This window comes from Clostridium sp. AF34-10BH, from assembly GCF_003478095.1.
Classification (GTDB): Bacteria; Bacillota; Clostridia; order Lachnospirales; family Lachnospiraceae; genus Acetatifactor; species Acetatifactor acetigignens.
Genome location: NZ_QUEC01000020.1, coordinates 20,224 through 36,781 on the forward strand (window position 1 = coordinate 20,224; position 16,558 = coordinate 36,781).

Consider the following 16,558-nt stretch of genomic DNA (forward strand, 5'->3'; position numbering starts at 1 on the left):
GTCGTTTCTTATAATTTCTTAACCGGACTTAGAACAGAAATACAGCAGCTCCGTAAGGGGGCAGATCAAAGCTGATAGAATAATCCTTGTAATGGTAAGGCTTTTTCTCTGCCATGATCTCTGCGGGAATTTCATTGCCCCAGCCGCCGAAACGCTCCTCATCGCTGTTGAGCAGCAGCTTATATTTCTTCTTTTTCGGCACGGGTACGGTATAATTCTCCCATTTCATCGGAGTCATATTCAATACAAACAGCAGATTGTTCTTGCTGCTGGAACATTTTCTCACAAAGCAATAGGTGCTGTGTTCTGCATCATCCGCATTCATCCACTCGAAACCGTCCCAGGTATTGTCGATCTCATACATTGCAGGATACTTGCGGTACAGTTCCAACAGTTCATTTACATAGGTATGTACGCCCTGATTCAGCTTCTCACCTAACAGATACCAGTCCAGTTCGCGCTCTTCACTCCACTCACGCTCCTGTCCGAAATCCTGTCCCATGAACAGCAGCTTTTTGCCGGAATGTCCGAACATGTAGGTATAGCCCACACGTAGATTTGCGTATTTATCCGCAGTATAACCTGGCATCTTATTTACCATGGAACACTTCAGATGTACCACTTCGTCATGAGACAGGGGCAGAATGTAGTTCTCACTGTCATTGTAGCTCATGGCAAAGGTCATAGCGTAATGATTGCCCTTACGATACAGAGGATCCAGCTTCATGTATTCACAGAAATCATGCATCCAGCCCATATTCCATTTAAAGGAGAAGCCTAATCCCTCGCCTCCGATATCGCTGGTCACATTCGGCCACGCCGTGGATTCCTCGGCAATTGTCACAAATCCGGGATACGTTCCACGGATGACAGAATTCAGATGGTGGAAGAACTCAATGGCCTCCAGATTCTTGTTGCCACCGAATTTATTCGGCAGCCACTCACCTTCTTTTTTACCATAATCCAGATATAGCATGGATGCCACCGCATCTACACGGATGCCGTCCACATGGAACTCTCTGAGCCAGAACAAGGCATTGGCTACCAGGAAGTTCTTTACTTCATTTTTGCCGTAATTGAAGATTTTGGTTCCCCATTCGGGATGCTCTCCCAGACGGGGATCGGGATGTTCAAAAATGCACTGACCGTCAAATTCAGCCAAGCCATGGGCATCAGTTGCAAAATGCGCAGGTACCCAGTCCAGAATCACGCCGACTCCGGCCTTGTGCAGTTCGTTGATCAGGTACATGAAATCTTTCGGCGTTCCGTAACGGGAAGTCGGTGCATAGTAGCCGGTCACCTGATATCCCCAGGAACCGTCAAACGGATGCTCTGCAATACCCATCAGTTCTACATGGGTATACTTCATCTCCTTCAGATATTCTATGATCCGGTCCGCAAACTCCCGGTAATTGTAGAATCCTTCGGCGGTACCGTTGTTAGGATGCTTCATAAAAGAACCGATATGGCATTCGTAGATCGCCATAGGCTCTTTATTCATATCCTTTTTGTCCCGGGCTTCCATCCACTTGGAATCTCTCCAGTCAAAGCCTGTAATATCGGTGACGATAGATGCCGTACCCGGCCGGTACTCCGCATAATTGGCAAAAGGATCTGCTTTGTAGAGCTTTCTGCCATCCCTTGCATAGATCAGGAACTTATACATCGTTCCCTCTTCCACGCCGGGAATGAACAGCCCCCAGATACCGCCTTCTCCCAGCTTCTGCATGGGATGGGATTCCTCATTCCATTCATTGAATGTGCCAATGACATTCACCTGTGCTGCATTTGGTGCCCATACTCCGAAATAGACTCCCTGCACGCCGTCTTCCACCGACAGATGTGCACCCAGTTTTTTGTAAATATCATAATGGGTCCCCTGGGCAAAAAGATACTGATCTGCTTCGGAAATAAATACCTTCTCCTTCGTCATGACCGCGCCTCCCGCTATACAAAGTCTTTCTCGGTGAGGATGATCATATCCTCATCGTCATATCTCTTGGCAAACAGGACATCGAAGAAATGCTTCAATGTCTTTTTATTTGCATGAGCGATCGCTTCATCCACGATCTGCTTTACATCCACTACCGTAACCACATGATCTATCGTCTGCATATCTTCGATTCTGGTATGTAACGCCAGCTCTCCGAGTTCGTCAATAGAGTATTCCATCTCCCGTGCATACTGTTTGCCGAATGCCACCAGTGTGTTATTGCTGAGGGCTTCCACATCCATTCGTGCGGTAAAGCACTCTCTCAATTTTTCATGTTTCTCGAGGAATTTATCAATATCCCTCTTCGTATCTTCCAGAATAATTACGATTCCCTGACTCTCCTGCTGCAATGCCTTGTGAAGTACATTTGCCGTAGCATCGTTCATTTCGGATGCCTTGCAGATGATCAGCGCGCCGTTTTTCAGCTTGGATAAGGTATCTGCGGTATCCTTTTTATTCAATGCATGTCCAGAGATCTTTGCCACTTTTCCGGAGAAATTGCTGTCGGTTGCCTGAATTTCGCGAACCATGTTCTTCGCCAGAGATAAGGTATCCATACCCTCTTCTCCAGTGATGATCACGTTGCCGGTGTAGGCTGCCAGACTGATATTATCAATGGCCTTGACTAACTGCTCTCTGGCAGATCTGCTCTGGATAAAGGGTGCATACAGCTCTCTCTCTTCTCTGGTAAGCGCACGAACCTTTGCTTTGTCTCGCTCTACTGCGGGGCGCTCCGGCTGTTCCGGTGCCTCCCCGGCTTCCGGCGTTTCCTCAGCCGTCAGTTCTATCTCTTCCCTGGCTGTTTCCTCATCTGCCGATTCTACTGCTTCCGCCGTGGGCTCCTCTACAGGCTCGTCATCCATTGCCCCTTCCGGTTCTGCCTGTTCCTCGTCTACGATTTCTTCCTGCTCATAGATTTCTGCTTCCGGTTCCGCAGATTCCTCAAATTCTTCTGCTTCCGGCTCATATGCAGGTTCTTCCGCGAGTTCTTCTACAGTATCCTCTTCCGGAAGCTCTTCTACAGGCTCTTGTTCCGCTTCCTCTGCAGGAGCAGCCTCCGTCAGTTCTTCCACGGGTTCCTCTGTGGCAGGCTCTTCCGTGATCTCTTCCAGCTCTTCTACCTCATCGGTATCTGTTGTATCTTCTGCCACGGTATCTGCCGTGTCCGCAGCTTTTTCTTTTTCCAGTTTTTCCAGCAATCCGTCTCTTACCGCCTGCTCAAACTCCGTGAACATGGCTCCGGTCTGCTGTAATACATGTTGGCGAACCTCTTCTTCTCTCTTCTCCAGATTCTCCTTCTTCTTGCGTTCCCACTCTGCCAGAATATCCTCGATATTCATCTGGCCGGTGATCTGTTTCTCAATGCTCTCTGCCTCCGGCATTACCAGGCTGATCTGACCGTCGGATTCCTGTGCCAGCACATCGGCCAGTTCCTTGGGTGGCTCTACGGGAGCTTCCGGTACTTTCTGTGTTTCCGGTTCCTTCACGATTTCCTGTACTTCCGGTGTCTTCTGTACTTCGGATAGCTCCGGTACTACATCGGTTCTTCTTGCAACAACAGGCTCTTCCGGCAGAATCTCTTCCGTCTCTACCTGGGGCACCTGTGACAGATCGCCGATTTCTCCGGTCTCCCCAAAGAATACTTCCGAGCTCTCCATCTGCTCCGTCTCCGGCTCCAGATCGTCTTCACTGACATCTGCGATCTCCGGATAATCCAGAGACTCCGTATCGGAATCCCCGGGATCGATCATGGGTGCCACGATAGAACGGGTAATGGAATCCGAAGTCTCCTTCGCATGGTCCTCACTCAGTACCTCCCGCAGGCCTGCTGCCAGTTCTGCCTGTAGATTGATCGTATTATATTGTCCCACATCCATGGTCTTCACATGAATGTCGAAATCATCTTCCGCCGGCTGCGCGGGTGCCTGTTGGGGCTGCACCGGTTCATAGACTCTGGTGTCATCAATCACCTGATCATAAGCCCCCTCCTGCACATTGTCCGGATTGGAGTCGTAACTTCCATCCTGTGCATAGCCCTGGTTCGGGTCATAACTTCCGTCTTGTGCATAGCCCTGGTTCGGGTCATAACTTCCGCCCTGTGCATAGCCCTGATTCGGGTCATAACTTCCGTCTTGCACATAGCCCTGATTCGGATCATAAGTTTCGTTCTGTCCATAACCGGGATCCTGCGCATAATTCTGAGAATACTGCTGCGTACCGGGCGCGTCAAAACGATGATCGTATTTTTCCTGCTGTTCCGGTGTTAGCGGCTGATGGAGCATTTTCAGCTCCATTGCCTTGATAACGTATTTGCCCTCGCCAAACCAAAGGATCAGCTCATCACATTCCTCTACACATCTGGCAGCAAGTCCTACTCTATGATATAGATAAGCCAACTCATATGCCCATTTTTCTCTGTAATCTCTCTTTTTCAGTTCTTCCAGAACAGCAATGCGCTCTTCCAGACTGACATCCTGCGCCTCATATAATTTGTACTGCAAAATATATCTGCCGGGATCCTTGGGCGCTACCTGCACAAACTCTTTGTAATACTCGATAGCCTGTACATACTCTTCCATTTTAATGGAAAGTTCGCACAGAGAATAGCAGATCGTCCTTCCTCCCGGACGGCGTTCATATGCCAGAAGCAGCATATCTCTGGCATCCTCGTATCTTCGATTGATCTTGTAAAGGTCACTGATGGTGCACAGCATCATAACACTTTTGACTCTGCGCCAGTCAATGGTATCCGCAATCTCCGCAGCCTGCGCATACTCCCCACGGCTGATCAAGTCTTTGATTTCTTCCGCTCTTAATTTATATTCACTCTTATCCAAGGTATTTCGCTCCCTTAACCTTTTCTTATCCTAAGCTTCTCATTTCCCCGGGTATACTACCCCACTATTTTCTTATTCAGTGTACCATAGTACCCATTGATATGTCAAAATCAAACTGGGCAAAATGTATGGAAATCTCCCCTTCGGAATACTACCCGCGAAAGTGGGATGACTTCTTGGGCTTTTGACGTTTTTTCGCCTGTCGGATTGCTTCTTTGCGTCGGTTACGAAGGTCCTGATCCACCGAACGATACCGGGATCTGGAACGATTTCTTCTGCGGTTAAATCTCCAGGTCAGGCGGGTACTGCGGTGGGCAAAATGATAATTCTTGAAAAACGTACGTAATAACAGTGCAAGGAAGATCAATACCGCAATTCCCACGATACAGAAAAATACTTTTACCACATTAATGAAAATAACCGCAGGACCGCCGGAAGTGCTGTTTTCCTCCTCCGGGGATGTCTCCTGTGCAGCCGTTGGAATTCCACCATTGTTTCCGGTGTTATCTCCTGCTGTTTCGGTTGTCTCTGTATTGTCTGCCTCTGTGGTCGTTGTGCCTGACTGCGTTTCATCGGTTGCACCGCTTTCCTCTGCAGACTCCGTGGTCTCTGCCGTATTTTCCCGGAAGACACTACTGCCCTTTTCCGCTGCCGTAAAGTCCAGGGATGCCGTTCCCAGTACCACATCATTGTAAGTATAAGTGATCACAGCCACCTGTCCTGGTTCTGTATTATCATAGGAAATACTGGACACCGCATCCTGAAAGGTGATGGTATTCGGCAAAGTGATGCTGTCCGTCTGGTTCAGTTCCAGAATCGGTTTGGAGTTGCCGAAAATATCATTCCCACTGTAAAAAGATCCTGCATTCTCGATATTATACTTGGTCTCTGTCTGAGAAATGTTCACTCTCTGAAAATTGCTGAAACCATAATCAAACAGAGCGATTGTATCTTCATAGTAATTCGGATTTTCGTCTTTCATGACCACACAGATCAGCTTCATGCCGTCTTTTTCCGCACAGGACACCAGTGTACTGCGGGCAACATCGGTGTAACCGGTCTTACAGCCTACCAGATACGGATATGCATATTTACCGCCGGGGATCAGTTCCATCTTGTTGACTTCCATAATATCATCCGGCTGGCGTTCCGACGGCAAAATGTGCAGCATATGTGTCATTGTCATTTTACACAGCGCTTCGTTGGCAAAAAAAGCTCTTCCGATCATCGCCAGGTCATAGGCACTGGTGTAATGATCCTCATTGGGAAGTCCGTTGGGATTGACGAAATTGGAATCAACACACCCCAGTTCCTTGGCTCTTTCATTCATGATCGGTGCAAAGTCCTGCCAGGTCGTTCCGGAAATATGCTCTGCTACCGCGAAAGAAACTTCATTGGCGGAGCGGATCAGAATGGCATTCAGACATTCCTCCATGGTCAGCTGCTCGCCGGGGTCAATAGCGATATGGTTGCTTCCGGGATCAATATCGTGTACCGCATCATAGGAGAAATCCACGATCTCATCCATGCTGCAGCGCTCGGATGCGATCAATGTTGTCAGAATTTTGGTGGTACTGGCAGGGTATTCCTGCTGATGGATATTTTTGGCATAAAGGATCGCTCCGGTATCCGCATCCATCAAAATGGCGGATTCTGCGCTGATTACCGGTCCCGTAGGCCAGCTTGCCACTTCATTGGACTGAATGGCCAGTGCCTGATTGCGGGCGATGTTCTCTTCTTTGATCGTTGCAGCAGAGACACTAAGCCCCTGAGATGCAAAAAGGCAGAGAGCGCTGATTCCCATCACTGCCCTGGTTAAAAAACTTCTATATGAAAAATGCCTGAAAAACTGCATGTATAAATCCTTCCTGATATCTTCAAAATAAAATGGTGTATGATAATGCGCATTCTTTATCATACACCATTTTACCTAAAAACCAAAGTCTTATCTCTATTTTTTAATTCTTTTTAAGACCTTCTGCGAACGCTGTCATTCTCTATACGGAATACCGTAAATGTTCCTGTCCGCCGAAGTCTTTCCACACAAAATTTTTGCCTTCCCAGATCATGTATCCGTGCCAGCTTTCTTCCTTGGGAATCGACACGGACCCCGGATTCATGCAGATATACTGCTCTGTCTCATGAACAACGCATTTCGGCACATGAGTATGACCGTGCAGTAAAATATCTCCGGAATGCAATGGCGGCAGTTTCTGCTCATTATAGATATGTCCATGGGTGGCATAGATTGCCTGCGTCCCTTCCGCAAGTACACAATAATCACTCAGCACCGGAAATTCCAGCACCATCTGATCCACCTCCGTATCGCAATTACCGCGTACACAGTAGATATCATTTTTCCGCTCGTTCAATAAGGCGATCACTTCCTTGGGCGCATAATCTCTGGGCAGATCATTTCTGGGGCCGTGGTATAAAATATCCCCCAGTAAAAGCAGCCTGTCGGCCCCTTCCTCCGTATATGCTTCCAACAGTTTTCGACAGTAATATGCCGATCCGTGAATATCTGATGCAATCATCCATTTCATAAATTTTCTCCTCCTACTGCCAGTATAATCCCCCGGCCTGTGACTTGACAAGCTTTCTCAGATAAAGTACATTGACAATACAGATTACTATAAGAAAGGCTGAGATTACCATGAGGTTACGAAATATTACCGGTTCCCGGGAAGTTATTGCGGAAAGTCCCTATGTCGTACCGGAAGATACCCTGGAAGCATGCCCCGGAACCTGGCATGAGATTTTCGGAAACGATCATCCGATCCATATTGAGATCGGTATGGGAAAAGGACGTTTCCTACATACCCTTGCAAAGCAGAATCCGCAGATCAATTATGTGGGAATTGAAAAATATTCCAGCGTATTGCTCCGCGCGATCCAGAAAATGGAAGAGGACGAGCTTCCCAACCTGAAATTCATCCGTATGGATGCAGAAGACATCGATAAGGTGTTCGGAAAAGGTGAAGTGGACCGCATTTATCTGAATTTCTCCGATCCCTGGCCCAAGGACCGTCATGCGAAGAGAAGACTTCCTTCGAGACAGTTTCTGGCCCGCTATGATGTGATCCTGAAAAAAGAGGGTACGCTGGAATTCAAGACAGACAACCGCCCGTTGTTTGATTTTGCAGTAGAGGAACTGGAGCCCGCCGGATGGAAAGCGCAGGTGATCACCTACGATCTGCATAACGATGCCGCGCTGATGGAGGGGAACGTCATGACCGAATACGAGGAAAAGTTTTCCTCCGTTGGCAATCCCATCTGCAAATATATTATTTACAGATAAGGCCCCGAATATAGAATCTTATTTTTGAGATACTATCAACAACAGATAACAGAAAGGAAGGATACTTATGGAATATACGTTTACCGTTGCTAATTTTGAGGAAGAAGTTCTGAACTCCCCTCTGCCCGTTCTGGTAGATTTCTACGCAGACTGGTGCAATCCCTGCAAGATGATGGCTCCTACCGTGGCAAAGCTGGCAGAAGCTTACGAGGGAAAAGTAAAGGTCGGCAAGATCAATGTGGATGAGAACATGACCATCGCCCAGAAGTACCGCGTGGCAAGCATTCCGAATTTTGTGATCTTCAGAGACGGACAACCCGTGGCCAACTTCGTCGGCGCCATGTCCGAAGCAGACTTCCGTGAGAAGCTGGAGCAGGTGATTCTGTAAAAATCAGTTTTTTAAAACCCGGGTACGGTGAGCGGATGCCTCTGCCGTATCCGGGTTTTTGATTTTTTACAGATATTTTCCCGTAATGCTGTCGGCATCTGCCTTGATCTGCTCCAGAGTTCCCACAGCAACGACTCTGCCGCCGTCTTCTCCGCCACCGGGTCCCATATCAATGATGTAATCGGCATTGCGGATCACATCCAGATCATGTTCAATGACAAGTACCGTTGCCCCATTGTCTACCAGCGTCTGAAATACCTGCAACAGGGTCTGTACATCTAACGGATGCAGTCCGATCGTCGGTTCGTCGAATACAAATACGGAATCTGATTGTCCTCTGCCCATTTCACTGGCCAGCTTCAGCCGCTGGGCCTCTCCACCGGAGAGGCTTGGTGTCTCTTCGCCTAATGTTAAATATCCCAGTCCCAGATTTTTCAGGACTTCCAGCCGCTGATGTACGACTTTCCAATCCTCTGTCGCCTGCAATGCCGTCGTTACATCCATCTCCATCATCTGCGGCAGAGAATAACGTTTCCCCCGTTTGTTCTCATAGCAGATGTCCCATGCTTCTCTGGCATAGCGGGAACCACCGCACTCCGGGCAGGGCACATCCACATCCGGCAGGAACTGCACGTCCAGACTGATCTGTCCGGTGCCGTCGCAGACCGGGCATCTTAATTTTCCGGTATTATAAGAAAAATCTCCCGCCTTGTATTTCCTGTTTTTTGCATCTGCAGTCTTGGCATAGATCTTCCGCAGTTCGTCATGCACATTGGCATAAGTGGCTACCGTGGACCGCACATTGATGCCGATGGGGGATGCATCGATCAGTTTTACATGGGCGATGCCCTCTGCGGTGATACTTTTTACATGGTCGGGCAAATGTTCGCCGTTTAATTTCGCTTCCAGTCCGGGGATCAGGCTTTCCAGTACCATGGTGGTCTTCCCGGATCCTGAGACACCAGTGACTACCGTGAGCCGTCCTTTGGGAATGTCGATCTCCAGAGATTTTACCGTGTGAATCGCATCCGTAGACAGATGAAGCTTTCCCGGTGCAAATATGTCCTCCCGGGCGATGGGTTTGCGAATTCGCATATTCGCTGTTCCGGCCAGAAACGGCCCGATCATGGACTCTTTCTGTGCGATCACCTGTGGAATACCGCCCTGTGTGATCACATAACCGCCTCCGGCACCGGCTTCCGGTCCCATCTCGATCAGCCAGTCCGCTTCGGATAATATCTGGGTATCATGATCTACCAAAATGATGGAATTGCCATCAGCAATTAGATCATGCATCACGGCATTCAGTCCCACGATATTCGAAGGATGCAGACCGATGGAGGGCTCGTCCAGCACATAGAGTACCCCGGTGGTACGGTTTCGCACCGCCCGGGCCAGCTGCATCCGCTGTCTTTCCCCGGTGGACAGGGAGGCTGCCGCACGGTCCAGAGACAAATAAGAAAGTCCCAGATCCATCAGCCTTTTCGCCACAGTCTGGAAAGATTCACAGATGGATTCCGCCATGGGGCGCATCTCTTCCGGCAGAGAATCCGGCACTCCCGCTACCCAGTCCACCAATTCTTTCAGGGGCATCTGGCAGGCCTGTGCCAGCCCTATCCCCCTAAGTCTCGGTGCTCTGGCAGCTTCCGAAAGTCTGCTGCCGCCGCATTCTGGGCAGATATCCTCCTTTAAGAATTTTTCCACACGTTTCATGCCCTTTTCATCTTTTACCTTTGCCAGAGCATTCTCTACCGTGTATACCGCATTAAAATACGTAAAGTCCAGTTCTCCCGCCTGATTGGTCTTCTTCGCCTTATAGAAAATATGTTTCTTCTCCGCGGGTCCGTGATAAACGATCTCTTTTTCCCGGTCTGTCAGTTCCCGGAAGGGTACATCTGTCCGCACTCCCATTTCCCGGCAGACATCCGTCATCAATGACCACATGAGGCTGTTCCAGGGTGCTACCGCTCCCTCATCAATGCTTAGGGAATCATCCGGCACCAGAGAATCCAGATCCACGGTCCGCACACTTCCCGTACCACCGCACTTCGGACAGGCTCCCTGGGAATTGAATGCCAGTTCTTCTGCACTGGGAGCATGCACCTTTGCTCCGCATTCGGGACACAGGATCTCCTGCTCCGCCGCTACTTTCAGGGTCGGCGGCACATAATGTCCGTTGGGGCAGCGATGGGAAGCCAGACGGGAATACATCAGACGCAGACTGTTCAAAAGTTCCGTGCCGGTTCCGAAGGTACTGCGGATCCCCGGGATGCCGGGACGCTGATGCAATGCCAGCGCTGCCGGAACATAGAGGACTTCATCCACCTGGGCTTTCGCCGCGCCGGTCATACGTCTTCTGGTGTAGGTGGACAGAGATTCCAGATAACGTCTGGAGCCCTCCGCATAGAGGACGCCCAGCGCCAGTGAGGATTTTCCCGATCCGGATACTCCGGCGATCCCCACGATTTTGTGTAAGGGAACATCCACATCGATATTTTTCAGGTTATGAACCTTTGCACCTCTTACCTTGATATGCTTTGGTTCATTGGTTTCGTATTCCATGACAGCATTCCTCATCTTTTGATTTCATTTATTAAAACAGATCCAGCATATTGTCCAGATAGATTTCTTCTCTGACCTGCAGCTGGTACTCCGGTTTCGTCATATAATACAGTAAAAATTCCAGAACCAGTGCACTGCCCAGTCCCCGGCCCTCGATCTTATAATTGGAAAATCCCATGGGCAAGTAGATCTTCTGAATATCTCCCACACTGATAAATCCGGGATTTTTCATAACTTTGGAGAAACGATAGCCCTCCTCCGCCCCCGGTGAGGTACAACTAAAATCCGGCTCCTCTCCCAGATTCCTGTGGCTGACGGCTTCGTAGCATTCCTTCCTGTCCTTGCAGCCAAAATAGCAGCACTCATTGCACAAAAACTCCACTTTGTCTTTCTGTGATTCTGTCAGCGTATTTAATTTTTCATAAGCCTTGTTCAGGCGGAAATCCGGTACGACGTAGCGAAAATCTTCTCTGTCTGTTTCCTTTTTTAATGCTTCAAAATCCGTCAGTACTTTTGTGGTGGAGGATATCAGATAAAGTTGCGGATAATGACTTTTCAAATACTGTAACAGCAGTTCCGAATAGACGATCACGCCGTTTTCCGGCTCTGTATTTTCCGCAAACAGGGCACAGAGTTCATTGCATTTTCTGTCGGAAAGATGTTCTTCGATAAGCTTTGAATTGCTGAAGGTCAGACGGGCTGAGATCCCGTATTCCTGTAACAGTGCCAGCACTTCTCCTGCGTCGTGATCCTCCAGTGAGACCCGGCCGCCTCCCCAGATGCAGTCCGGCGGGGCTCCGTAGATGGAACCGATGTCGCACCAGTCGTAAAAATATTCCCGATGCTTCCGAAACAACGGCAGGAACATTCTGTATAATTCATAGAATTCAAACAGACCGGGAAGATGGTAATGGGCTGTTTGTTTATTCATGTTTCTGCTTCCTCCGTATTATTTTTCATATTCAAAATATTTCAAAAATCCCCATTTAGAAAATGTTAAACAGGGATAACCATAGGTATATTATAGCCTATCCAGAAAAATGAGACAATTGAATATAATTAAAATTCCGGCGACCACCTCTCTGGTAATCGCCGGAACCACGTTTATTTATTTTCCCCAGACTTCCTCCGCCACCTCTTTCACAAGTCGGAGTTTTGCCCACTGTTCTTCCTCGGTCAGCTTGTTGCCGATCTCGCAGGAAGCAAATCCGCACTGGGGGCTTAAGTATAATCTTTCCAGTGGAATGTATTTTGCCGCATCATGGATTCTGTCAATGACAAGCTGTTTGTCCTCCAGTACGGGAGACTTGGTAGTGATCAGTCCCAGAACGACCTTTTTCTCCCCGGATACCTTGGCCAAAGGTGCGAAACCGCCGGATCTCTCATCATCAAACTCCAGGAAATAGGCATTCACATCCTCTTCTCCGAACAGGATATCCGCTACGGAATCATAGGCACCCTCGCTTGCGTAGGTGGAATGGAAATTACCGCGGCATACATGGGTGTTGATGATCATATCCTTCGGTGCATTGGCGATCACCTTATTGTTAATATCCTTGTGGGCTTTCTGGAACTCCACAATTCCCTCTCTGGTGGTTCCGTACAGGGTATGACCGATCTTGTCTGCGAACATGCCCCAGGTGCAGTCATCCAGCTGTAAGTTCCGGCATCCTGCCGCATAGAGATCATCGATCACTTTTCCGTAGGCCGCCACGATGTCATTTACCAGTTCCTGCTCATTCGGATAATGCTTCTCTGTGCAGCCTCGGTTAAAGGGCATGGTAAACTGTGCCAGAAACTGGGCGGGAGAAGGTATGGTCTGCTTTGCTACGGTATTTTCATCCTCTAATGCTTTTACAAACCGGAAATGATCTACAAAAGGATGCTCCCCGGTCAGTCCGATCTTGCCTACAATATAGGTATCATCCACCATGGCCGCCTCGCCGTGGAACGGAAGTCCCGTCTTGGTAGGGGTATGGCCGATGCCGTCGAATCCCCACATGAAATCCAGATGCCAGGTGGCTCTGCGGAATTCACCGTCTGTGATCACATGATAGCCCAGCTCTTTGATCTTGCTCACAAGCTCTGTGATGGCTTCATCTTCCACTTTCTTCAGTGCCGCAGCATCGATCTTTCCTTCATTGAACTGTCTTCTTGCTTTCTTCAACTTCTCCGGTCTTAAAAAACTTCCTACGAAATCATAGCGAAAAGGTGTCTGTAAATTGCTCATTGTCATTCTCTCCATTTCTTTGTCGTTTTTTGAATTGTCCTCATTATAAGAGAAATGATGAAATCCGCAAAATACGTAAAAATAAGGGTTGTCCATAGTTTAAAGCTATGGACAACCCATTCATCCTAAATACTTCTGCAGTGCTTCCAGGTAGGTAGTACCCAGTCTGCTGAGCATTCCTTTTCTGTGTGTGATATAACCGATCCGCATGTCACTCTCATCTGCCAGTGGCACGGCGATAATATCTTTTCCGTTTAATTTTTTATCGATCACGCCGCTGCACACGGTGTAACCGTTCAGGCCGATCAGCAGATTGAACAGTGTCGCTCTGTCCCGCACACGGATATTTTTCCTGCGTTCAAAATCAGAGAAGATTTCCTCTGAAAAATAAAAGGAATTGTGCTCTCCCTGTTCAAAAGACAGGTACGGGTATTCTTCCAGTTCTTCGTTCGTAATTATGCTGTTACCCGCCAGCGGATGTTTTCTGCTGATAAATACATGGGGACTGGCAACAAACAACTGGTGGAATTCCAGATCATGGGATTTCAACAGCTTGCTGAGTACCGCTTCATTGAAATCATTCAAAAACAGGATTCCGATCTCGCTGCGCAGACGCGCCACATCTTCTATGATCTCATAGGTCTGTGTCTCCCGCAGGCTGAAATCGTATTCTTCCTGCCCGTACTGTTTGATCAGGTCCACGAATGCGTTGACGGCAAAGGAATAATGCTGGGTGGATACGCAGAACTGTTTTTTGCCCCCGGGATTTCCCTTGTATTTATCCTCAAGGATCGCCGCCTGCTCCAGCACCTGTCTCGCATATCCCAAAAAGTCATCTCCCTCTTTGGAAAGCGTGATCCCCTTGTTGGTCCGGTTGAAAATAACAATATTCATTTCCTTTTCCAACTCGTGGATCGCGTTGGTTAAACTGGGCTGTGAAACATACAGCCTGTTGGCTGCTTCCGTGATGGTGCCGGTCTCTGCTACCGTTATTACATACTTTAATTGCTGAAGTGTCATTCTTTTCCCTATTTTTTATCCTTTTTACTTTCACCGTAAATGGCGACAGCAACGCACAGGATCGCTGCTGCAATCGCCAGCCAGAATGCCAGATCCATATATTGTCACTCCCAAAGTTTTCAAAATCTCTTCCTAAGGTTAGCACTCGCTAACCTCCGTGTCAATCATTCTTCCTTTGGGAAACAGGATTTATTCTCAGACAATATCTTTCAGTTCTTCCTCTTCCTGGCGTTTCATTTTCTCGATTTCTTTTTTATCCATACGCTCGATCACACGGGAAAACAACACGGTTCCTACTATAAACGCGATCACTTCCAGCGTAAGGTTGTCTCCGAATATCAACGTTGCCACAAAAAGGATCAACGCACTGATGATCATTCCGGCTTCTATATATTTCAGTTTTTCCCGCCAGCGCTGCATCATAGGATCAGTCCCTCCCTTGCATCCACACCAGTCTCCCTGCGGTTCAGGTAATCAAACGAAATCATCTTATGTTTCACATAGAGCCGCTCGAGTGTCATAATGGGAATCTTGTAAGAATCTCCCCGTTCTTCCCAATATCCCACGCCGTCTTCTCTCTCCTGCTCGATCAGCATGTGAATGTACGGATCTTTGTCGGTGTAGCAGATGTAGAACTTTTTCAGGCTTCCCATAGTAGGCGTGACTGCGATCTCCACATGGCCCGTCCGGTATTTCGCCAGCCACTTGATGGCATATTCGATCTGGGAAAAATCCGTGACGGTCTCCACCTTATCCCCGTAAGTTAAGGTGAATGTGTAGGTCAGAGACTTGTCGATCTTATACTTGGTGTATTTCGTTTTCTCCTTGTGGTATTTGACAGAAAAGTGAACACTAATCACAAAGATCACCAGACCCAGCAGAAACATGATAAGCGGCGGCAGGATCTGCTTCTCCTTTGTGGCACCGCAGAAATAAATAACCGGGAACACCATAAATACCAGTCCCACCATAATGAGACCGGAATAAAAGGATTCCCAACTCCTTTTTGTAAACATATTCTCCCCACTCCTTTGTATTATTTTCCACCATAGTAACACAAGAGTGGGGCTATCGTCATCTTTTTTAGAAAAGAATGTCCTCCGGCCGGATCTTATCTTTCTCCGTAATGGGACGGATCACCCGGCAGGGAACGCCTGCTGCAATCACTCCCGCCGGAATATCATGGGTAACCACACTTCCGGCGCCGATCACAGAACCCGCGCCGATGGTTACACCACCGCAGACCGTGGCATTTGCTCCGATCCATACATTTTCTTCCAGCGTGATGGGTGCAGAAGTACCGATTCCCTGACTGCGCTGTCCCGGGTCAACCGCATGTCCGGAGCAGGCCAGACAGACGCCGGGCGCGATAAATGCACCCGCACCGATATTGACGGGTGAGGTATCCAGAATGACACAGTTATAATTGATGACTGTAAGTCCGTGGGTATGAATATTAAATCCATAATCGCAGTGAAAATCCGGTTCAATGCCTGTCATCGGATGACAGGTTCCCAAAAGCTCCTGTAAGATTTCCCGCCGCTTCTGCTGTTCCTTCGGAGCTGTCCGGTTATATTCCCAGCAAAGCTGTTTTGCCCGGTTCTGTTCCTCTCCCGGGATATTTTCATAGCCACTGGCATAGGCCGCAGGGCGCTTCATAATGTCTATAACGTTCATGTTTTACGCTTCCTCGCTTTTTCTTTTCCCGAAAACCTCACAATTTACAGTAATGTCACCATTCTCCTGAATGGTAATATTCTGCCAATGAAATGTATTTTCATTTCTTTCCACAAATCGCCATTTTCGATTGGGATTTTCCAGAACAGTTCCCGTCAATATTCCATTTTCCATGGTAAAACACAAATTTGTAAATTTACTCTTGCATGCATATACCATATCATAACAATGGGTCTTTGAATTATATATTCTGAGTCCAACACCATACTCACCATCCGGCTGTGGAGAAGTCTCCCTCGTTGCTCTGGAAGGACATATGAACATATCTTCAATGCCTATCCCGTTCAATACCCGCCTAAAGATCCACTCTCCCTTTAATTGACGCTGTGGCCTGTTATGATCACCATCTATAAACTTATCTTTATAATCAAACTCCCAATCACCCAACAGCGGAGCAAACCAATCATACTCCTCCGGAATAGTTCCTTCCGGTTGTCCATACAAAGCTTCTATAAAGTTGTCCATATCTTTATACCTTCCCTATATCTGC

General features: G+C 48.1%; 14 protein-coding genes. 2 read left to right on the forward strand and 12 right to left on the reverse strand.

Going from position 1 to position 16,558, the window contains the following annotated elements; all coding sequences use genetic code 11:
* Positions 1-28: 28 nt before the first annotated feature.
* The 4 genes from glgB to yfcE form a co-directional block, all read right to left on the reverse strand.
* Positions 29-1,933 (reverse strand): 1,4-alpha-glucan branching protein GlgB, encoded by a 1,905-nt coding sequence (gene glgB / locus DWZ61_RS13020; protein ID WP_118538984.1) that lies wholly within the window; start codon positions 1,931-1,933, stop codon positions 29-31.
* A gap of 14 nt (positions 1,934-1,947) precedes the next feature.
* On the reverse strand, positions 1,948-4,830 hold the full coding sequence (locus tag DWZ61_RS13025; protein WP_118538986.1) for a hypothetical protein: 2,883 nt from the start codon (positions 4,828-4,830) through the stop codon (positions 1,948-1,950).
* 151 nt (positions 4,831-4,981) lie between these two features.
* Positions 4,982-6,634, reverse strand: a complete 1,653-nt coding sequence (locus DWZ61_RS13030) for a D-alanyl-D-alanine carboxypeptidase family protein (protein ID WP_182427083.1) — start codon at positions 6,632-6,634, stop codon at positions 4,982-4,984.
* A 193-nt stretch (positions 6,635-6,827) separates the two neighbouring features.
* Positions 6,828-7,376 (reverse strand): phosphodiesterase, encoded by a 549-nt coding sequence (gene yfcE, locus DWZ61_RS13035; protein WP_118538990.1) that lies wholly within the window; start codon positions 7,374-7,376, stop codon positions 6,828-6,830.
* A gap of 110 nt (positions 7,377-7,486) precedes the next feature.
* On the opposite strand from yfcE, the gene trmB reads away from it, so the two are divergent.
* A complete protein-coding gene (gene trmB, locus DWZ61_RS13040) occupies positions 7,487-8,131 on the forward strand; it encodes a tRNA (guanosine(46)-N7)-methyltransferase TrmB (protein ID WP_022312647.1) in 645 nt (214 codons plus the stop codon).
* 67 nt (positions 8,132-8,198) lie between these two features.
* Positions 8,199-8,519 carry a thioredoxin gene (gene trxA, locus DWZ61_RS13045; RefSeq protein WP_022312646.1) on the forward strand — a complete coding sequence of 107 codons (321 nt, stop codon included), beginning with the start codon at positions 8,199-8,201 and terminating at the stop codon, positions 8,517-8,519.
* A gap of 66 nt (positions 8,520-8,585) precedes the next feature.
* Here trxA and DWZ61_RS13050 read toward each other — a convergent pair whose 3' ends face one another.
* The 8 genes from DWZ61_RS13050 to DWZ61_RS13085 form a co-directional block, all read right to left on the reverse strand.
* Positions 8,586-11,081: an ATP-binding cassette domain-containing protein gene (locus DWZ61_RS13050; RefSeq protein WP_118538992.1), complete on the reverse strand. Its 2,496-nt coding sequence runs from the start codon at positions 11,079-11,081 to the stop codon at positions 8,586-8,588.
* Positions 11,082-11,112: 31 nt separating this feature from the next.
* Positions 11,113-12,012 carry a hypothetical protein gene (locus tag DWZ61_RS13055; RefSeq protein WP_118538994.1) on the reverse strand — a complete coding sequence of 300 codons (900 nt, stop codon included), beginning with the start codon at positions 12,010-12,012 and terminating at the stop codon, positions 11,113-11,115.
* A gap of 177 nt (positions 12,013-12,189) precedes the next feature.
* Entirely contained in the window at positions 12,190-13,311 is a 1,122-nt protein-coding gene (locus tag DWZ61_RS13060; RefSeq protein WP_118539042.1) for a 5-methyltetrahydropteroyltriglutamate--homocysteine S-methyltransferase, read from the reverse strand.
* 120 nt (positions 13,312-13,431) lie between these two features.
* Positions 13,432-14,331 (reverse strand): LysR family transcriptional regulator, encoded by a 900-nt coding sequence (locus tag DWZ61_RS13065; protein ID WP_022313155.1) that lies wholly within the window; start codon positions 14,329-14,331, stop codon positions 13,432-13,434.
* 195 nt (positions 14,332-14,526) lie between these two features.
* Positions 14,527-14,754, reverse strand: coding sequence for a hypothetical protein (locus DWZ61_RS13070; protein ID WP_117465284.1), 228 nt, complete (start codon positions 14,752-14,754; stop codon positions 14,527-14,529).
* Positions 14,751-15,347: a hypothetical protein gene (locus DWZ61_RS13075; RefSeq protein ID WP_022313157.1), complete on the reverse strand. Its 597-nt coding sequence runs from the start codon at positions 15,345-15,347 to the stop codon at positions 14,751-14,753. Before DWZ61_RS13075 ends, DWZ61_RS13070 begins: the two co-directional genes overlap by 4 nt.
* Before the next feature lie 67 nt (positions 15,348-15,414).
* Positions 15,415-16,008, reverse strand: a complete 594-nt coding sequence (locus DWZ61_RS13080; RefSeq protein ID WP_118538996.1) for a sugar O-acetyltransferase — start codon at positions 16,006-16,008, stop codon at positions 15,415-15,417.
* A gap of 3 nt (positions 16,009-16,011) precedes the next feature.
* On the reverse strand, positions 16,012-16,533 hold the full coding sequence (locus tag DWZ61_RS13085) for a hypothetical protein (RefSeq protein WP_117465281.1): 522 nt from the start codon (positions 16,531-16,533) through the stop codon (positions 16,012-16,014).
* Positions 16,534-16,558: the final 25 nt, after the last annotated feature.

Bases quoted from the DNA above. Each gene is read 5' to 3' on its own strand.
- glgB (WP_118538984.1), bottom strand. From the start codon at position 1,933: ATGACGAAGGAGAAGGTATTTATTTCCGAAGCAGATCAGTATCTTTTT.
- DWZ61_RS13030 (WP_182427083.1), bottom strand. From the start codon at position 6,634: ATGGGAATCAGCGCTCTCTGCCTTTTTGCATCTCAGGGGCTTAGTGTC.
- yfcE (WP_118538990.1), bottom strand. From the start codon at position 7,376: ATGAAATGGATGATTGCATCAGATATTCACGGATCGGCATATTACTGT.
- trmB (WP_022312647.1), top strand. From the start codon at position 7,487: ATGAGGTTACGAAATATTACCGGTTCCCGGGAAGTTATTGCGGAAAGT.
- trxA (WP_022312646.1), top strand. From the start codon at position 8,199: ATGGAATATACGTTTACCGTTGCTAATTTTGAGGAAGAAGTTCTGAAC.
- DWZ61_RS13050 (WP_118538992.1), bottom strand. From the start codon at position 11,081: ATGGAATACGAAACCAATGAACCAAAGCATATCAAGGTAAGAGGTGCA.
- DWZ61_RS13055 (WP_118538994.1), bottom strand. From the start codon at position 12,012: ATGAATAAACAAACAGCCCATTACCATCTTCCCGGTCTGTTTGAATTC.
- DWZ61_RS13060 (WP_118539042.1), bottom strand. From the start codon at position 13,311: ATGAGCAATTTACAGACACCTTTTCGCTATGATTTCGTAGGAAGTTTT.
- DWZ61_RS13065 (WP_022313155.1), bottom strand. From the start codon at position 14,331: ATGACACTTCAGCAATTAAAGTATGTAATAACGGTAGCAGAGACCGGC.
- DWZ61_RS13070 (WP_117465284.1), bottom strand. From the start codon at position 14,754: ATGATGCAGCGCTGGCGGGAAAAACTGAAATATATAGAAGCCGGAATG.
- DWZ61_RS13075 (WP_022313157.1), bottom strand. From the start codon at position 15,347: ATGTTTACAAAAAGGAGTTGGGAATCCTTTTATTCCGGTCTCATTATG.
- DWZ61_RS13080 (WP_118538996.1), bottom strand. From the start codon at position 16,008: ATGAACGTTATAGACATTATGAAGCGCCCTGCGGCCTATGCCAGTGGC.
- DWZ61_RS13085 (WP_117465281.1), bottom strand. From the start codon at position 16,533: ATGGACAACTTTATAGAAGCTTTGTATGGACAACCGGAAGGAACTATT.